The 16,876-nt window shown below is 67.3% G+C and carries 18 protein-coding genes and 1 pseudogene; 12 read left to right on the plus strand and 7 right to left on the minus strand.

Annotation, left to right across the window (positions count from 1 at the left end; all coding sequences use genetic code 11):
• A partial coding sequence (locus ACZ7CF_RS00005) for a transposase (RefSeq protein ID WP_470368386.1) occupies positions 1-182 on the plus strand: 182 nt, incomplete at its 5' end.
• A 30-nt stretch (positions 183-212) separates the two neighbouring features.
• A complete protein-coding gene (locus ACZ7CF_RS00010; RefSeq protein ID WP_360388174.1) occupies positions 213-893 on the plus strand; it encodes a fatty acid desaturase family protein in 681 nt (226 codons plus the stop codon).
• Here ACZ7CF_RS00010 and ACZ7CF_RS00015 read toward each other — a convergent pair.
• The 5 genes from ACZ7CF_RS00015 to ACZ7CF_RS00035 form a co-directional block, all read right to left on the minus strand.
• Positions 816-2,324, minus strand: coding sequence for a glycoside hydrolase family 130 protein (locus ACZ7CF_RS00015; protein WP_470368387.1), 1,509 nt, complete (start codon positions 2,322-2,324; stop codon positions 816-818). The two genes, ACZ7CF_RS00010 and ACZ7CF_RS00015, sit on opposite strands and share 78 nt — an antisense overlap.
• Positions 2,321-3,331: a hypothetical protein gene (locus tag ACZ7CF_RS00020; protein WP_470368388.1), complete on the minus strand. Its 1,011-nt coding sequence runs from the start codon at positions 3,329-3,331 to the stop codon at positions 2,321-2,323. The genes ACZ7CF_RS00015 and ACZ7CF_RS00020 overlap by 4 nt, the downstream gene beginning before the upstream one ends.
• Positions 3,328-4,275 carry a glycosyltransferase gene (locus tag ACZ7CF_RS00025; RefSeq protein WP_360388166.1) on the minus strand — a complete coding sequence of 316 codons (948 nt, stop codon included), beginning with the start codon at positions 4,273-4,275 and terminating at the stop codon, positions 3,328-3,330. Before ACZ7CF_RS00025 ends, ACZ7CF_RS00020 begins: the two co-directional genes overlap by 4 nt.
• Positions 4,276-4,557: 282 nt before the next feature.
• Positions 4,558-4,713 carry a DUF6307 family protein gene (locus tag ACZ7CF_RS00030; protein WP_360388164.1) on the minus strand — a complete coding sequence of 52 codons (156 nt, stop codon included), beginning with the start codon at positions 4,711-4,713 and terminating at the stop codon, positions 4,558-4,560.
• Entirely contained in the window at positions 4,710-5,276 is a 567-nt protein-coding gene (locus ACZ7CF_RS00035; protein ID WP_360388161.1) for a DUF5994 family protein, read from the minus strand. The genes ACZ7CF_RS00030 and ACZ7CF_RS00035 overlap by 4 nt, the downstream gene beginning before the upstream one ends.
• Positions 5,277-5,705: 429 nt before the next feature.
• Between ACZ7CF_RS00035 and ACZ7CF_RS00040 the strand changes: the two genes are divergently transcribed.
• The 10 genes and pseudogenes from ACZ7CF_RS00040 (at position 5,706) to ACZ7CF_RS00085 (ending at position 14,616) form a co-directional block, all read left to right on the plus strand.
• Positions 5,706-6,299 carry a GNAT family N-acetyltransferase gene (locus ACZ7CF_RS00040; RefSeq protein ID WP_470368389.1) on the plus strand — a complete coding sequence of 198 codons (594 nt, stop codon included), beginning with the start codon at positions 5,706-5,708 and terminating at the stop codon, positions 6,297-6,299.
• A 529-nt stretch (positions 6,300-6,828) separates the two neighbouring features.
• Positions 6,829-7,002 carry an RGCVC family protein gene (locus tag ACZ7CF_RS00045; protein ID WP_458433053.1) on the plus strand — a complete coding sequence of 58 codons (174 nt, stop codon included), beginning with the start codon at positions 6,829-6,831 and terminating at the stop codon, positions 7,000-7,002.
• A 223-nt stretch (positions 7,003-7,225) separates the two neighbouring features.
• Positions 7,226-7,426, plus strand: a complete 201-nt coding sequence (locus tag ACZ7CF_RS00050; RefSeq protein ID WP_360388152.1) for a cold-shock protein — start codon at positions 7,226-7,228, stop codon at positions 7,424-7,426.
• Positions 7,427-7,724: 298 nt separating this feature from the next.
• A pseudogene (locus ACZ7CF_RS00055) lies at positions 7,725-8,625 on the plus strand (acyl-CoA desaturase).
• A gap of 216 nt (positions 8,626-8,841) precedes the next feature.
• Complete coding sequence (locus tag ACZ7CF_RS00060) at positions 8,842-9,879, plus strand: transcriptional regulator (RefSeq protein WP_360388151.1); 1,038 nt, start codon at positions 8,842-8,844, stop codon at positions 9,877-9,879.
• A gap of 123 nt (positions 9,880-10,002) precedes the next feature.
• On the plus strand, positions 10,003-10,941 hold the full coding sequence (locus ACZ7CF_RS00065; RefSeq protein ID WP_470368390.1) for a hypothetical protein: 939 nt from the start codon (positions 10,003-10,005) through the stop codon (positions 10,939-10,941).
• Between the two features lie 429 nt (positions 10,942-11,370).
• Entirely contained in the window at positions 11,371-11,754 is a 384-nt protein-coding gene (locus ACZ7CF_RS00070; protein WP_360388145.1) for an HPF/RaiA family ribosome-associated protein, read from the plus strand.
• 148 nt (positions 11,755-11,902) lie between these two features.
• On the plus strand, positions 11,903-12,631 hold the full coding sequence (locus tag ACZ7CF_RS00075) for a GAF and ANTAR domain-containing protein (protein WP_360388387.1): 729 nt from the start codon (positions 11,903-11,905) through the stop codon (positions 12,629-12,631).
• The gene (locus tag ACZ7CF_RS00080) at positions 12,628-13,365 is read left to right on the plus strand and encodes a GAF and ANTAR domain-containing protein (protein ID WP_470368391.1); all 738 of its coding nucleotides are present in this window, start codon (positions 12,628-12,630) and stop codon (positions 13,363-13,365) included. Before ACZ7CF_RS00075 ends, ACZ7CF_RS00080 begins: the two co-directional genes overlap by 4 nt.
• A gap of 135 nt (positions 13,366-13,500) precedes the next feature.
• A complete protein-coding gene (locus ACZ7CF_RS00085; protein WP_470368392.1) occupies positions 13,501-14,616 on the plus strand; it encodes an AI-2E family transporter in 1,116 nt (371 codons plus the stop codon).
• Positions 14,617-14,656: 40 nt separating this feature from the next.
• Here ACZ7CF_RS00085 and ACZ7CF_RS00090 read toward each other — a convergent pair whose 3' ends face one another.
• Both ACZ7CF_RS00090 and ACZ7CF_RS00095 read right to left on the minus strand, forming a co-directional pair.
• Positions 14,657-15,688, minus strand: a complete 1,032-nt coding sequence (locus ACZ7CF_RS00090; protein ID WP_470368393.1) for a magnesium and cobalt transport protein CorA — start codon at positions 15,686-15,688, stop codon at positions 14,657-14,659.
• Complete coding sequence (locus ACZ7CF_RS00095; RefSeq protein ID WP_470368394.1) at positions 15,685-16,200, minus strand: STAS domain-containing protein; 516 nt, start codon at positions 16,198-16,200, stop codon at positions 15,685-15,687. The genes ACZ7CF_RS00090 and ACZ7CF_RS00095 overlap by 4 nt, the downstream gene beginning before the upstream one ends.
• Between the last annotated feature and the right edge of the window lie 676 nt (positions 16,201-16,876).

Here is a 16,876-nt window from a genome sequence, read left to right on the forward strand (position 1 = left end):
GCGGCGAGTCCCACGGCTCCGGCCTGGGGACAGTCCGCTGGGTCGTGGAGCGCACGATCGCCTGGTACCACGGCATGAAACGCCTGCGCATCCGCCGGGAACGCCGCGACGACATCCACGAAGCCTTCCTCGGCCTCGCTACCTGCATCATCTGCTACCGCCACGTCCAACGATTCTGTTAGGACCTCTTAAGCCCCTGTCCACCGTTCGGGGTGAACCTCAACATCGGCTACAGCGCGCTGCGCATCCACCCGGAACAACCGTGGCACCCGATCTACCTGGCGCAGCCGTTCTACAACATGGCGCTCGCGATGTTCTTCGAGTGGGGCATCACGATCTACGACGTCGAGCTGGAACGTGCCTGGCGTGGCGAGAAGAGCTGGCGCGAGGCGCTGACGCAGCTGCGCGGTGTCCTCGGCAAGGCCGGCCGTCAGGTGATCAAGGACTACGTCGCGTTCCCACTGCTGTCAGGCCCGTCGTTCCTGCCGACGTTGCTCGCGAACCTGACCGCGAACACGATCCGCAACGTGTGGACGCACACGATCATCTTCTGCGGCCACTTTCCTGACGGCACGGTGGTCTTCACCGAGGACCAACTCGACGGCGAGACCCGCGGTGAGTGGTACCTGCGTCAACTGGCCGGTTCGGCGAACATCGACGGCGGCACGCTGTTCCACCTCATGACCGGAAACCTCAGCCACCAGATCGAGCATCACCGGTTCCCGGACCTGCCGAGCAACCGGTACGCCGAGATCGCGCCGCGCGTACGTGCGCTCTGCGAACGATTCGGCCTGCCCTACACCACTGGCCCGTTGCTACAACAGACCGCCAGCGTGTGGAAACGCGTGCTGAGGCTCGCTTTCCCCGGTCAGGGCGGCCAGCAGGCCACGTAGTGACGTGGTCGCCAGCCCGATGGAGGCGTCGCTGGCACCGTAGGGGATCACCAGCGTGTCGTCGTGCAACAGGGGACCGCAGGAGTAGACGACGTTGGGTACGTAGCCGTCGCGTTCGGCGGCGGTGGGCAGCAGCAGCGGTTGAGGCAGGGTCGCCAGCACCCGTTCGGGGTGGTCGAGGTCGAGCAGGATCGCGCCCATCGAGTAGACGCGCATCGGGCCGACTCCGTGGGTCAGCACGAGCCAGCCCTCGGAAGTCTCGATGGGCGAACCGCAGTTGCCGACCTGGACGAGGTCCCAGTCCCTGGCGGGCACCTCCACCGGTCGTGGCTCGTTCCAGGTCCTGATGTCGTCGGAGGTCGCCACGGCCGTGCTCTCCCCGTCGCCGCGCGACAACGCCGCGTACCGGCCGCCGATCTTCCTGGGGAACAGGGCCATGCCCTTGTTGCGAGCGGCCGACCCCGTCGTCTGTGTGACGTGGAAGGTGCGGAAATCCTTGGACTGCAACAACTGTGGTGCGACGTCCACACCGTCGTAGGCGGTGTAGGTGGCGTAGTAGGTCTGGTCGCCATCATCGTCGGTGAAGCGCACGAACCTGGCGTCTTCCATGCCCTGGCGTTCGGACGGGCCGGTCGGCCAGAGCACCCGGCCGCTGATGACGGTGTCGTCGGGAAACTCCGAGGTGTAGTTGCACGCGGCGATCCACCGGATCAGCTCCACGGTCCGGTGTGCCTCCTGGCGGGCGACCAGACTCGGGTGCAGATCGGCCAGCACGAGATTCAGGTCGGCGTCGGTGAACCGCTCGGGCAGCCACCGGTTCAGCACGGCGGAGACCTCGTCGTCGTGGCCGAGCTCGGCGAGTTTGCCCAGGAAGAGGCTCTTCTCGTACACCGCCTCCCGATGGAGGCCGGTGGTGATGACGTTCGGGGGCGCGTCGACGGTGAGCACACCGTCAGGACCGACCACCCCGGTCCGGAAACCGATCGACGACAGATGGCCCTCACCGATGCCGCGGACACTCAACGCGAACCGCAGATGTCCCGGTGCCAGCCCGCTCTGATCGGGGTGCGCGACCATGGACGGGTTGCACAGCGCGGCGCCTTCGATAGCGTACTCATGCGTGAAGTACGCGCCGATGAGCAGCCGGCGGGACTCGGACAGCTCGACGCCCTCGGGGAAGCGGTGGCTGACGCTCGCGAAGTGGTCGGCGAAAGTCACGCGGACGTCCCTGTGGCGTCCCGCGAACAGGCCGATGGTGCGGTCGAGCGTGGCGCACGCGGTTTCCTCGTCCAGCGCCATCACTCGCCGGATCACGGCCGCGGACCGCGACTCGTGTTCGGGCCGTTCCTCTCCCGGCACGAACCGTTTGGTGATGACCCGGCGCAGATCCGGCCGCAGCCGCAGCGAGGCGCGAGTGACACGGGCGTTCATCCGGTGCTCCCCAGCAGAGTGCGGCCGTGTTGCAGGGTGGAGATCAGCGCCAGGGTCGACTCGGCGCCCTGGTTGCGGTTGGGTCCTCCGTGCGTGAGTCCGTCGTAGCCGCCGCAGGTCTCCTTGTCGTGCATGGGCACGCCGAGGTCGTTGTCGCCGTCGAACCACGCGACCGCGCGGCGGACACCGGTGAGCCACATCAGGTCGCCGGTGACCTGGTAGGCGCGGGCGCAGGCGTCGGCCAGCGCCGCCACCTCGATGGGTTGCTGGTCGAACGCCGGGCGAGGCTCGCCGAGGTGCCAGCCGCCGGCCGGGGTCGGCGAGAGATGGATCTCGGCGGACTCGACGGTCAGCAGCCAGTCCAGCAGCCGCAGCCCGTCGTCGCGGATCTTGCGTTCCGAGAGGAGATGACCTGCGGCGATCAGCGCCTCGGGCAGCACCGCGTTGGCGTAGAAGAGTCGTGTCTCCGGCCACGGCCAGGTCGGTACGTCGCCGGGTTCGCCGACGTACGAGGCGATGTCACCGAGCAGCTTGGCCGCTAGGGCGTGCTCGGAGTCGGCGCTGAGCACCTCGGCGGCGCCGAGCGCGGCGAAGGCCATCGACCGCACCGACGGAGGCCTGTGGTGGGCGCTTGCCTCGAAGCGGTCCAGAGCAGCCGTGCGCATCCAGGGCACCGGGCAGCGGGCAGCCGCGGTGCCCAGTCCCCACAACGCGCGTCCCCACCAGTCACCCAGCCCCGGCTCGTCCCGCCAGCCGCGGTCGGGTACGAGCCGGTTGTGGAACCGCCCGTCGTCGGCCTGCGCGTGGGCGGTGAAGGCGAGATAGCGCTCCAGCAGGATGACCAGATCGGCGGACAGCTCCGGTTCGCGGCTCAGGACGACCAAGCCTCGGGCGACGTCGTCCAGGCAGTAGCCGTGCTCCCGGCGAGGCAACGGCCCGTCGGCGTGCTCGTACAGGCCCGTGTCGTCGCTGAGCCGGGCCAGGTGGGTGAAACTCGGGCCGGTCACGTCGTCACGGCGACTCGGGCGGCGAGCAGGTGCTCCGCCAGGTCTCGATACCGGCTCGCGACCGCCGGCCAGTTCAGTGCCGGGGCGAGGCTCGCCGAGCGGTCGCTCATCCCGGCCGCGAGTCCCGGTTCGGTCAGCACCCGCCGCAACGCCGCGGTGATGGCGGCAGGGTCGCGGTGGGGCACCAGCAGCCCGGCCCCGTTCGCCAGCAGCTCGGCGGCGTGAGGGAACTCGGTCGCGACCACCGGTTTGCGAGCGGCCAGGGCTTCGACGAGCACACCGGACGTGACCTGCTCGGACGAGTCGTAGGGCAGGAGGATGACGTCGGCCTGGCCGACCAGCTCCGCCAGTGCGTCCACTTCGAGGTAGGTCGAATCGAACTCGACCAGGTCCGCGACGCCGAACGCGGCGGCGCGGTTGCGCAGGTTCCTGCGGTAGGCCTCACCCTCGTGCGCCAGCACCTTGGGATGGGTCTGGCCGGCCACCAGGTAACGCGGCTTCAGATCGCGCAACGCACCCAGTGCGGAGATGCCCCACTCGATGCCCTTGCCACGCCCTAGCAAGCCCCAGGTGAGGATCATCGGCCTGTCTGCGGACGGATCGCGGGCGGGTGGCTCGACGGGGAGCGCGCCGTGCGGAATCACGACGACCTCATCGGGCCGTCCGACGGCGTAGCCGTCCACGAGCCGGCGCCGCGCGGCTTCGGACATGGTCACCACGGCGTCGGCGTAGCCGACTACCTCCTCGAGCACCTGCCGCTGGCCAGGGGTGGGCGTGGTGAGCACCGTGTGCAGCACGATGATCACCGGGACCCGCAGCCGGGCGAGCACACCGAGCACGTCCGCACCATCACGGCCGGCGTAGATCCCGTACTCGTGCTGCACCACCACCATGTCGCAGCGGTTGAGCACGTCGGCCGCGGCCTCGACCGCGCCGGGGATCATCTCGTGCACCACTGATGTTCCCGCTACGGCGGCGGGTTCGTGATCCGGCTCCGCGAGAACACGGACCACCTTGCCCTTGCTGTCCGGCGTCACCGCGGTCAGATGGCTCAGCAGAGAAGCGGTGAACGTGGCGAGTCCGCATTGCGTGGGTGGATACGTACTCAGGAAACCGTACGTGCGAAGCACAAAGGACCTTCCGGGTCGGCTGGAACGTGGGACCGGTGACCACCGGCGCTGAGTCCTCCCGGGGCGCCCGGGCTGTTGGAACGCGCCGGTCGGCGATCAGCGGACGTGCTCCGGGATGTGGTCCAACGCGCCCAGCACGTGCACGGCAAGACCCTGTGCGTCTTTCGCGCTGAGTTCGGTGTGCGCAGCCAGGACTTCTTGGACCAGCTTGACTCTGCGCTCGTACAAGGACAGGTAGGTCGATGTCGTCATGGGGTGTGCTTCCTGTTCTGCTCCGGGATTCGGCCGCCGTCTGCTTCCCAGCCCGCGAGAGCGATCCGGGACAGGTCGGCCGTGCGTTGCGTCGACGCGGTCATGCTGACGCCCGCAGCGAGCAGGTCGTCGACAGTCTGGGTGTTGCCGCGATCGGCGGTGATCATCATGGTCTGCTGCGCGGCGGCCGGGTCGGTGTTCGACGGCACGACGAGCAGCGTGAGCCGGTGCTTGTCCGCCGCGAGCACGTCCACGGTGTGCGGGGGCCTGGAGATGAACCCGTCGAGCCGGATCTGGCGGCCGTCGCCGATGATGCGGCGCGGCGCGGAGTTCCACTCGGTCATGTTGTAGCTCACCCGCAGGATGTCGCCCAGGCGAGCTCCCAGCGCTGCGAGCAACGAGGGCAGCTCGGCGGCGAGGTCGCGGGAACGTGGCCACCAGGCCCCGTCGACGTGTCCCGTCGTGGGCGCCTTCGGCCGCAGCCGCAGTCGTTGCGAGAGCTGAGACTGCTCGGGGATCGCAGTGGCAGGTGAGGCTTCGGAAAGGTGGGGTGCTGACGTCATGTCAGGACTCCCGTCCCCGGCCGGAAAAACAGCCGGTCTAGTTTCGCCGAGCACGGCATGAACTCGATTGCCCATATACGCGCTGTTCTCGGCAACTTCACTCTACACCGATTCAGTCATGATCGACCGAAATGTCGCCAAATTTCTGGATCACCCACCCGCATGTCAGATCGAAGTACGGAAAACGCCTTCAGTGACCCAAACCTGCAGGTCAGATACTCACAGCTGACTCTCAGGATGACGTAGGCCGGATTTTCTGATCACACAGGGCTCGACCACTTGTGCCAGTGGTGCGTGTAGCGTGGAGGAAAAAGTGCCGCTTTTCAACGGCCTCCTCGATCCTTCCCGAAATGGCCTGGCGATCCATATCGGACCATTTGCTCGAACATCACCCGGCCAGCTCGCGCAACCGGGGGACGGAGTACCGATATGAGCACGTCGACATGGACGACCCACCCGCTGACCACAGAGCGCCTGACCTTGCGGCCCTGGCTGGTCGACGACGCGCAGGCCGCGCTGGACGTCTACGGCCACGCCGAGGTGACACGCTGGCTCAGTCCCGACATGGACCGGGTGCCCGACCTCGCGGCCATGCGGCTGTTGCTGCAGCAGTGGAGCGCTGAAGGCGCCCGGTTGCCCGCTCCGGCCGGCCGATGGGCCATCCAGCGCAACACGGACGATCGTGTGATCGGCGGCGCCGTCCTGCTTCCGCTGCCGCCAGGCGACGAGGATCTGGAGATCGGCTGGCAGCTGTGCCCCGACGCCTGGGGCAACGGCTACGCCACCGAGACCACCCACGCGCTGGCCAGCTGGGCGTTCAGCCAGAACGTCCAGGAGATCTTCGCCGTCGTCCGCCCCGGCAACGCCCGCGCCGCGGCCACCGTCCGCAACAACGGCATGCACTGGGTCGGCGAGACCACCAAGTACTTCGGCGTCGAGCTGCAGGTGTTCCGTCTCCGTGCGGCTGACCTCGATCGGGCGGCACCCACGGCGCTGCAGCCACCCAACCTCAGTGGCGACTGACTCTCTGCCGCACAGCGGCCCGTTCGGCGCAGCGTCGACCTGTCTTCGTGAGCCGCGCGGGTCCGCCACCACGGACAGGAGACACGTGGAACAGCTCAGCCTCGGAGTGATCGCGCAGTCCCGCAAGGAGAACGGACCCGGCTTTCCCCGCATCCGTTACACCTGGCCAGGATCCACGCGGACCTCCTCGCAAAACGACAATCTGTCCACTTTGGCCACTGGCGCCCTGGTCGTCGGCGTCTCCTGCGACGCGGGCATGGCTTCGGATGGGCACGCCCACCTCGTTCACGGAGCAGGACTTCCTGGTGGGCGACCACGTGCCTTACCACGGCGAGGACCACAGCCCGTCCTGTCCTGTGGAGCTCGGCGACCTGGGGGATCAGCGAAGCGCTGCTCCCGCACCTGCGTCCGGTGCTCACCGGCGCCTGGGACTCCAGCGAGATCATCCGGCGTGCCATCGAGGTCCGCGAAGGAACCATCCTGAACACCCGCATCCTCTTCTTCCAACACCGATCATCGGAGTACCCGCATGCCCGTGTCTGAGCTGCAAACCGCCGTACTGGCCGACCACTCCGAGCACTCAGGCACCGCAGGCATCTGTGTCGTGTGCCCGCACCCGTGGCACGAGCACGACCCGATCGGTGTTCGCTACTGCACCGCGACCACCGCCTCCGCGCTGTCCCGAGGCTGCATCTGCCGGTGACGTGCGACACCTGATGCCACCACGGGAACTAATTTGCCCGCGGCGGTGTTGCACGAGGTGGTCGTAGAGTTTTGTGTTCGTGGTTCATCACGCTCGCGGAAACGGTGTTGCGGGCGCTTCTTTCTTTTTCCTGCAGGACAAGCTGGAGAAGTCGCCGTCTGAAGCCCGGCCTGGGAATCGCATTCCGCGGTGCCCACCCCAGCCCCTGACAAGGAGAAGGACAATGACACGGGGAACCGTGAAGTGGTTCAACGCGGAGAAGGGCTTCGGCTTCCTCTCCCGCGAGAACGGGCCAGACGTCTTCGTGCACTACTCGGAGATCGACGGTCACGGCTACCGCAGCCTCGAGGACGACCAGCGCGTCGAGTTCGAGGTGACCCAGGGCCCCAAGGGCCCGCAGGCCACCGCCGTCCGCGCCATCTGACCTCACATCGTGCTCCTACCAGCTGACACACGCTGACGGAGACACCAACCCGATGCCCCTCGACCATCCCCCGATCGAGGGGCATCGGCCTCAGCACATCGGTTTTGCCACCGCCACACCACGGGTATCCAGGCGGTGTGACGACCTGACGCGGGTCGCCTGACATCCGGCACCTGCCAAATCCCACACCGATCGCCCTGAACCCCGGCGACGGAGAACGTATGCCGTCCCCGGAGGTACGAGCGTGAGTGCGCAAGTCGAATCGAACGTCCGTCAAGCCGACGCCGCGCCGCAGCCCATGCTGGCCGGAGAGAAGTCCCCGGCCGAGGTGTTCCTGGTCAAGTTGTTCGCCGTCATACCAGCGCTGGCACTGGCGGCAGCGGTTCCGCTGGCGTGGGGCTGGGGTCTGGGCTGGGTCGACGTCGGTCTCGCCGTTTCTTCCACACCCTCACGTGTCTCGGCGTGACGATCGGATTCCACCGCTACTTCACGCACGGTGCTTTCAAAGCCAACCGCGCACTGCGGATCGGGCTCGCGGTGACCGGCAGCATGGCCATGCAGGGCCCGATCATCGGCTGGGTCGCCGACCACCGCCGCCACCACGCCTACGCTGACCGCGAAGGGGACCCGCACTCCCCCTGGTTGTTCGGCACCTCGGCCACCGCGCTGGCCAAGGGGTTCTGGCACGCCCACCTGGGCTGGATGTTCCGCCGGGAACTGACCAATGCCGCACGCTTCGCCCCGACCTGCTCGCCGACCCGGACATCCAGCGCGTCAACCGCTGGTTCCCCGCACTGACCGCCGTGACACTGCTCGCACCCGCGCTGATCGGCGGGCTGGCCACCTGGAGCTGGTGGGGAGCGCTGACCGCGTTCTTCTGGGCCGGTCTCGTCCGCGTCGCCGTGCTGCACCACGTCACCTGGTCGGTCAACTCGATCTGCCACATGATCGGCGACCGGCCGTTCGAGGCGCGCGACAAGTCCGCGAACTTCTGGCCCCTGGCGATCCTGTCCATGGGTGAGTCCTGGCACAACTCCCACCACGCCGATCCCACCTGCGCCCGTCACGGCGTCCGCCGCGGCCAGATCGACATCTCCGCGCGACTGATCTGGGTCTTCGAGAAGCTCGGCTGGGCCACCAAAGTCCGCTGGCCGAGGCCGGAACGACTGGCCCGCAACCTCAAGACCACCACTTCCTGACCCTCACACCCGTTTGGCGTCATCCGCAGCCACACCATTCGGTGGCAGCATTCACGACGCAGCTCGGTTATTTTCGAAAGCAGCCGAGTCCCTTCGGCGAAGGCACAGGTCAAGCTCCAGGCCCGGTGATGACCCGGTCATCGGCGAGAGGGCTGCGTTATCCGCTCCGGCCCCCGGCGGCGCCCACTTCTCAGTCGCGCTGTCAGGAGTGCCGCCATGGCCATCCCGGATTCCTCCCCTGCTCACGAACGTTCACCGCGATCGATTGACGTCTCCGACGTCGTTCGGCTGGAGGCGGACACGCACGCTCTGCGCGCGCTGGACTACCGGCAAGGCGGTGACTCCTGTCTCGACGCGGTCCGCACCCGGATGCGGGAAGGGCTGCTGATGCTCGACGCGTCAGCCACCGAGAAAGTGCGGCGGCGGCTGCATGTCGCGCTGGCCGACCTGCACAACCTCGCCGGCTGGGTGTGCTTCGACGCCGGTCTGGTCAGCAACGCCCGCGTGCAGTTCACCCGAGCACTTGTGTTCGCCGGGTGGGGCCGGCACGACGGGCTGGTCGCCAACATCTGCTATCGGCTCGGCCGCGTGTGCCTGCACCACGAGAGCCTTGACGAGGCGTTGGACTACTTCCGGCTCGGCCAGCTCGCGGCGACGCGGCCGGGCAACGAGATCGCGGCCAGCATTCTGTCGGTGAACTCGGCGTGGACCCATGCCAAGCACGGGGCCGGCGACCAGGCGCTCGCCGAGCTCGACCGTGGCCGGGACCAGTTCGCGGCCGCCGACCACACCCAGGTGCCCGACTGGGCCAGGTTCTTCACAACGACCGATCTGTCAGCCGTCGCCGGCGCCGTGCACACAGATCTCGCCCGAACAGTGAGCCCTCGCCACACCCGAATCGCGATTCCGTTGCTCATCGAAGCGACCGACGACTACGACGACGACATGACCCGCAGCCGTGCGTTCAGCCTCGTCCTGCTGTCGATCAACCACCTGCTCGACCGAGACCTCGACATCGGCGTCGACATCGGATTCCGCGCGCTGGCGTCCGCCGAGACCCTGGCCTCGGCACGAGTCCGCGATCGCATCCGTCCGCTCGGCCGGCAAGCGGAACGGCACGCCTCCCACGCCGGCGCGCAGGAACTAGCCGCGAGCATTGCCACTTACGCCACCACCGGTCCGTCAGCACCACTGCGGTCCGCGCCGACGCCGACCGCCCAGCCACGAGCCCCGCACGACAACGACAAGTACTGATCGACGCGGTCCGTTCACGTATTTTACGCCATGGGGAATCGGTAGGAGATTTTCAAGAGACCGCAATTCACGACAGAACCGTTCGAGTCACCGAGGTGTACAGGAACATCTCGGAGGAGTAGGTTGTGGGTTGTTGCTCAAGACCTCGGTAGCGTGTCAGACGCGAGCCGAGGTTTTTTCGTACAACAATTTGCCCCAGGAATAGAAGTAGTCATGCGAAAGCTCTGCACGACCATCCACGCCCTGATTGGAACCATCGTCGTCATCGGGGGTTTGACAGTCGTCACCCCGGTGGCACAGGCCATCACCATCCCCGTGGCGTGCAGCGAGAACGCTCTCGTTGACGCGGTGAGCCTCGCCAACTCCACGACCGCGACGGACACCCTCGTCCTGACGAGCGGCTGCACCTACGGTCTGACCTCGCCCCATGGCGGCCTGGCCAACGGACTGCCGGTGATCACCACTCGGATCGAGATGATCGGCCCTGCGACGATCACCCGCTCCTCACTGCTGCTCTTCCGCATCGCCGAGGTCAGCACCACCGGCAACCTCACCCTCACCACGTCGGTCGCGATCACCAACGGCAGCGTCGTAGGCCATGGTGGCGGCATCCTCAACCGCGGCGCGGTGACCTTCACCCGCAGCAGCTTGAGCGGCAACACGGCGACACTCAACGGTGGTGGACTGGCCAACGCTGACACCCCTTCCGGCACAGCGCCAGCCGCAACGTTCACCCGAAGCCCGGTGTTCAACAACACGGCTCTGCTGCGCGGCGGCGGCATTTACAACGGTCTCCGAGGCACGCTGACAACCACCGGCGTCTCCGGCAGCCCGATGCCGATCATCGGCAACACCGGCTCACAGGGTGGCGGCATCGCGGCCGTCAGATCCACCGCGACCACCATGACCCAGACCGCCGTGTCCGGGAACCTCGCGCTGCTGACCGCGGGGGGCGTCTACCGCAACGGCGGAACCATGACCACGACCGACTCGCCGATCAGCGCCAACACGCCGAACAACTGCGTCGGCAGCACCCCGGCAGTGCCCAACTGCACCGGGTAGTCAGATCCGGAAAGGACGTGCGGGCTTCCCTCCGGGAAGGCCCGCACGTCGCCTCACCCGTCCGCGGACCTGCCGAGCGAACCGCAGGAGCGCTGGGCCGAGTGCGGCGCGATGGGCACCACCGCGCCATCCACCCACGTGAGGCGTAGTGTGAGGTGTGCAAGCCCCCTGCCTGAAAGGGGGTGTTCATGACCGATACGTGCGCCATCAGGCCCGTACAGTCACAATCCTCCGACACGGCCCCGTCGGCCACTGCCGAGCTCGCTCCTTCAACGGCCGCCCGTTCCCAACCCGTGGCGTGCCCCCGAGCGGGAGTGATGTGCTCCATCGGACGGTGACAAAGGGAGCAGTCCAGGCCAGGCCGGCGCGAATCTTGCACGCGCCACCGTGTCCGTCGAGCACAACCATCCACAAAGGACTGATAGTCGCATGAACAAAACCCCGGACGACACAGCTGTTGTCGCCCAGCGCCTGCACCTCGCCACCGGCTTCCTCGCGTCAGAACGAGGATGGGTCGTGGAACGCCTCGCCGCCCTCGGTTCGCGACTGCGGTCGTTCCGCGACGACCAGATAGACCTGGAAATCAGCGTGAAGGACCGCAAGGGCGTCGAGCAGCGAGTCACCCTCGAATGCTGGATCAACCGCACTCCTCGCCTGCATCTCGTCGCCACGTCGTCGGAGCGCGACCTGCCAGGGGCGCTCAACGAGGTACGCGACGAACTCGTCCGTCAGGTCGACGAGGCCAAGACCCGGACTGAACCACGCAGCAACCGCGCGCTGAGGTCTGTGCCCCGGCTGCCCGAGCACGAATAGCACCCGCGGTCAGGACGCGTTCCTCCTTCCGAGCGCCGGTATCCGTCGAACCACCTACCTGATCTCGGCGCGCGTCCGCCCGTTTGGCAGGCCACCTGGGGGCTAAGCTTTCGTTCGCACGAGATCACAATGGCGAGGAGTGACCAGCATGGGCACGAATCGGCATCTCGACATCCTCGTGGTGATCAATGAGATCGCCAGAGCGGACCAGGAGCCCACGGGTGTCCGTCATGTTTGTCTTGCCTGCCGGGCAGGCCTGAACGCGGCCGGCGTCGGGGTCTACCTGGCCGGTACCGTGCAACCGCTCGAAGTCATCGGGACGGCGGGCGAGGAGATGGCCGAGCTGCAGGTGACGATGGGTGAGGGGCCCGTATCGGAGGCTCTGCGGCAGAACCAGCCGGTGTTGGTGCCCGACCTGGCGAACGGGTGGAGTGCGCAGCGCTGGCCCGTGTTCGCCCCGGCCGCCGTCGCGGCGGGGGTGGCGGCGGTGTTCGTGATCCCCCTGACGATGGGGGCGATCGCGTTGGGCGCGTTGGAGATCTGCCGGGATGTCGACGGCCCGTTGTCGCCGGATGAGCTCGCGGATGCGCTGCTGTTCGCGGACACCGCGACAGCGCTGTTGCTCGGCCGGTCCGCGGCGCCGGCGGCGCTGGACGGCGGTGATCTGTGGGGTACTGAGCCGGAGCGTCGCTGGGGTGTGGTGCACCAGGCCACCGGCATGGTGTCGGTGCAGCTGGACACCGATCTCGGTGAGGCGTTCCTGCGGCTGCGCGCGCACGCGTACCTCACCGGCCTGCGTCTGTCGGAGGTAGCGGCGGACGTGGTCGCGCGCAGACTGAGATTCACCCCGGATACCGACCATGAGAAACAGAGGTGAGTCACGTGTTGGACCGGCGGATCACTCAGACCTTCGTCGAGCTTGCGGACACGCTCGTGTTGCGGTTCGACGCCATCGACTTCCTGCACACCCTGACCGAACGCTGCGTCGAACTGCTCGAGGTGGACGCGGTCGGAATCCTGCTGGCCGACCAGCGAGGTGCGCTGAACCTGGTGGCGGCGTCCACCGAGCAGGCCCGGATGCTGGAGCTGTTCCAGTTGCAGGACGAGGAGGGCCCGTGCCTGGACTGCTTCCACACCGGGCAGCCGGTGGAGTGCGTGGACCTGGCGCAGGAGCCGCAGCGCTGGCCCCGGTTCGCGGGCGCGGCACGTGAGCAGGGGTTCTCCGCCGTTCACGCGGTGCCGATGCGATTGCGTGAGCAGATCATCGGCGCGCTGAACCTGTTCCGGACCTCGCCCGGCGCCATCCCGGAGGACGCGGTCGAGCTGGCGCAGTCCTTCGCCAACGTGGCGACGATCAGCATGCTCCAGGTTCGCGCGCTCCGGCACAGCGAGATGGTCACCGAACAGCTGCAGAACGCGCTCAACAGCCGCATCGTCATCGAACAGGCCAAGGGCATCCTGACCGAGCGCCTGCAGATCGATGTCGCGGACGCGTTCTCCCTGATGCGCACCCATGCCCGCAACAGCAACCAACTGCTGTCGGACATCGCGCAGCAGGTGATCGCGCGATCGCCGGAGGTCGCCGAACTGATGCGGGTCGACAAAGCCTGACGCCCGTAGAGGGGCGCCGCACAGCCCACGGGCGTAGCTCGACGGTACCGAGAGCACTTCGCGGAAGCCGGACCAGCGCCGTTCTCGGCGTTCCCCGTGAACGGTTGTCCGCCGACCGGGACGGGAGTGGTCGGCATGCTGCCGAACCAGCGCGCATACACGGTTCCCGTGCGGACCATCCTCGCGACCATCGGGCTGATCCTGGCCACGGTTGTGGCCGTGGTGTTCGTCATGCACGTCCAACGAGTGCTCGTGTGGATGCTCATCGCGGTCGTCTTCACCGTCGCGCTCTACCCGGCGGTGAACTGGTTGCAGAACCACGTCAGATGGTGCCGCCGCTCGCTGGCGACGCTGGTCGTGTTCCTCGTGTTCCTCGTGGTCTTCCTGGTCTTCGGCGGTGTGCTCACCCTCTTCGCCATACCGCTGGCCGAGCAGGGCACGCAGCTGGCGACCCGGTTGCCGGACATGATCGCGGACGCACGCGGCGGCAGAGGCCCCATCGGGACTTTGTTGGAGCGCACCAACGCGCTGGAGTTCGCCCGTGACAACGAGGAACGCATCCGGCAGTTCGCGACCGGACTCGGCACGCCGGCGCTGAACCTGCTGCGCAGCGCGGTCACCGGAATCGTCGCGACCATCTCCATCTTCGTCCTGTCCTACCTCGCGGTGCTGCAAGGCCCCGAAGTGATCGACGGGACCCTCGCACTGTTCCCGCCGCACCGCGCGGACCGCATTCACCGCGTAGGCCGCGAGTGCACGAAGACCATCACCGGCCACATCTCCGGCAACCTGCTCATCAGCGTCATCTGCGGCGTGCTCACCTACATCGTGCTAAAGATCTTCGGAGTGCCGTTCGCCGAACTGATCGCGGTCTTCGTCGCGATCGCCGACCTGATCCCACTGGTGGGCGCCACCCTCGGCGCGGTGGTCGCCGGCATCGCCGCCCTCATCCGCTCGCTGCCCGCGGCCATCACCGTGATCATCTTCTTCATCGTCTACCAGCAGCTGGAGAACCACCTCCTGCAACCAGTGATCTTCTCCAGGACGGTCAAGCTCAACCCGCTGACCGTGCTCGTCGCCTTGCTGCTGGCGACCGAACTCGCCGGAATACTCGGCGCACTGCTCGCCATCCCGGTCACCGGCGTCATCCAGGTCGTCCTGCGCGACGTCTGGAACCACCGCGGCGGAGAGCCAGACGCTGGATCTGTTGTGGCAGCGGAGAACACGCATCAAGAACCGCTCGCTGACTGATCCACACAGGACGGTCGGCTCCGGCTGCCCGGCGACTGTGTCAAAGCCAGCCGCGGCGCCGGAAAACCAGGTAGAGGCCGGTGCACACCAGCGCCATGAGCAGCAGTGCGAACGGGTATCCCCACAGCCAGCTCAGCTCGGGCATGTGGTGGAAGTTCATCCCGTAGATCGTGCCGATCAGCGTGGGAGCGAACAGGATCGCCGCCCACGAGGAAATCCTCTTGATCTGCTCGTTCTGTGCGTTGCTGGCTTCGGCCAGAAGCCGCATCTCCTCGTTCTGCGCCTGGGTGACCAGAGTGGTGTTGACGGCGAGGACGTCGGCGAGCATACCGCGGAAGCTGTCGGCCTGCTCGACCACGATGGTGGCGTGGTCGGCCACGTCGCGCAGATGGCGCCGCAGTTCCTCGTCGATGCCGTACTTGGCGAACCCGGCCGAGAGGCTGTCGAGGATCGTGAGCAGCGGTCGGGTGGCGCGTTGGAACTCCATCACCTCACGGGACAGCTCGTAGATTCGCCGGGAGGCGTTCGGGTCGCGGCTGAACACCTCGGACTCGATCTCTTCGATGTCGTTGTGCAGGCCGGACACTACGAGTGCGCAGCCGTCGACCACCGCGTCCAGCACGGCGTACAGCACCGCCTCGGGGCCCAGCCGCAACAGGTGGGGCCGAGCCTCCAACCGGCGCCGCACGCCGGCCAGATCCGGTGTCTCGCCGTGCCGCACGGTGAGCACGAAATTGGGACCCACGAACAGGTGCAGCTCACCGAACTCGACCCGCTCGGTGTCATCGCGGTAGTCGGCCGAGCGCAGTACCACGAACAGGGTGTCGTCGTAGCGTTCCAGTTTCGGGCGCTGGTGGGCTGTGATGGCGTCCTCTACCGCCAGTCCGTGCAGCCCGAGCTGGCCGGCGGCGTCCACCAGCTGTGCCTCGGCCGGTCGGTACAGGCCGATCCAGGCCATGCTGCTGGCTTGCCGCTCCAGCATTCGGAAGGTGTCGGCCAGCGTGATCGGGGACGCGGCATGCCGCCCGTCCAGGTAGACGACGTTGTTGATGATGCTGGTTTCTGAGGTCACACCGGGGATGCTGCACGGTGCCCCGTGCGTGGCCGCGGCAGGATGCCGTCATCGTCAACGGATCGACCGATGATCTGCGCGGCGACCTCGGTCATGCGCAGCCGGGCGTGTTCGACGTCGGGGCAGACGTCGAACACGCTGTCCAGTCCGGTGATCGTCAGTGGCCGCAACACCACGCGTGTACATGCGACCAGACACATCCTGATGCCCGCCGTCTCCGCAGCTTCCCTGGCAGCGACCAGGACGGTGATACCGGCTGCACCGAAGAAGGTCACTTCGGTGAGGTCTACCACCAGTTGTGGGCAAGTGGGTCGCACGTGATCGAGGAGACGATCACGCAGCAGCGGGCTGGTGGACGAGTCCACCTCGCCGCACACCGCGAGTACGACCGCATCGGGCGGGGCAGGGCACACCATGACGGTCAGAACCTCCCCATCTGGCTGGAAGTCTGGCCGGACAGCAGCTGCGCGTGCCGGACGGCCCGTCGACACGTGTTGGAGGAGGGGTGTCATGGGGACATCTCCTTGGTCGGGCAACGTTGCGCCTGCCCGGTTGCTTGTGAGGCGGACGGTCGAGCGCACCACGGAGGCCCAGTCACGCTCGTCGAAGATCCAGATCACTCTGGCTGAAATGTCGATCTGACCGTGCAACACGTCGTGCCGGGCACAAGCGGGAGCGGATCGCCAGCGGCCGGACGTTCGCGGACACAGCAGTCACGTGATTGTTCCATTGGGACTGTCTGGAAAGGCCTGCGCTGTGTCCCTGGTCGTGAGCGCGAGGATCCGGTCGATCATCAGGTCGGCTTCCGCCGCGCTGAACAGGCCCAGCCCGACCGTGTGCTGGACGGACGCGACCGTGCTCCGGCGGGGTTCCGCGATCCCCGCGACCGCGCCGTGGTAGCGGGAAGCTGATCAAGACGCGCCATGGGAATTCCCCCGGTCGGATGTCGTCATGCCGGGGTCCAGGGCACTTTCTGGGAACGATACTCCCTTGTCCGGACAACGTTCGATCATCGCGTGCCCCGGTGCCGGCCGGCCGCACACGCGCAAGACGCCCGGCCGTGTGCACGGCACGTCGTGTTCGCCCCCTTACCGGCGCTGCCTGAGGGTTCTCGGCGTGGGCTGAGGGCACCGGAGGCGAAGGAGGGACGGCGGTGTCGTTGGTGCCGCCTCAGGCGCAGGAGCGATC

The organism is Lentzea sp. NPDC036955, assembly GCF_055608005.1.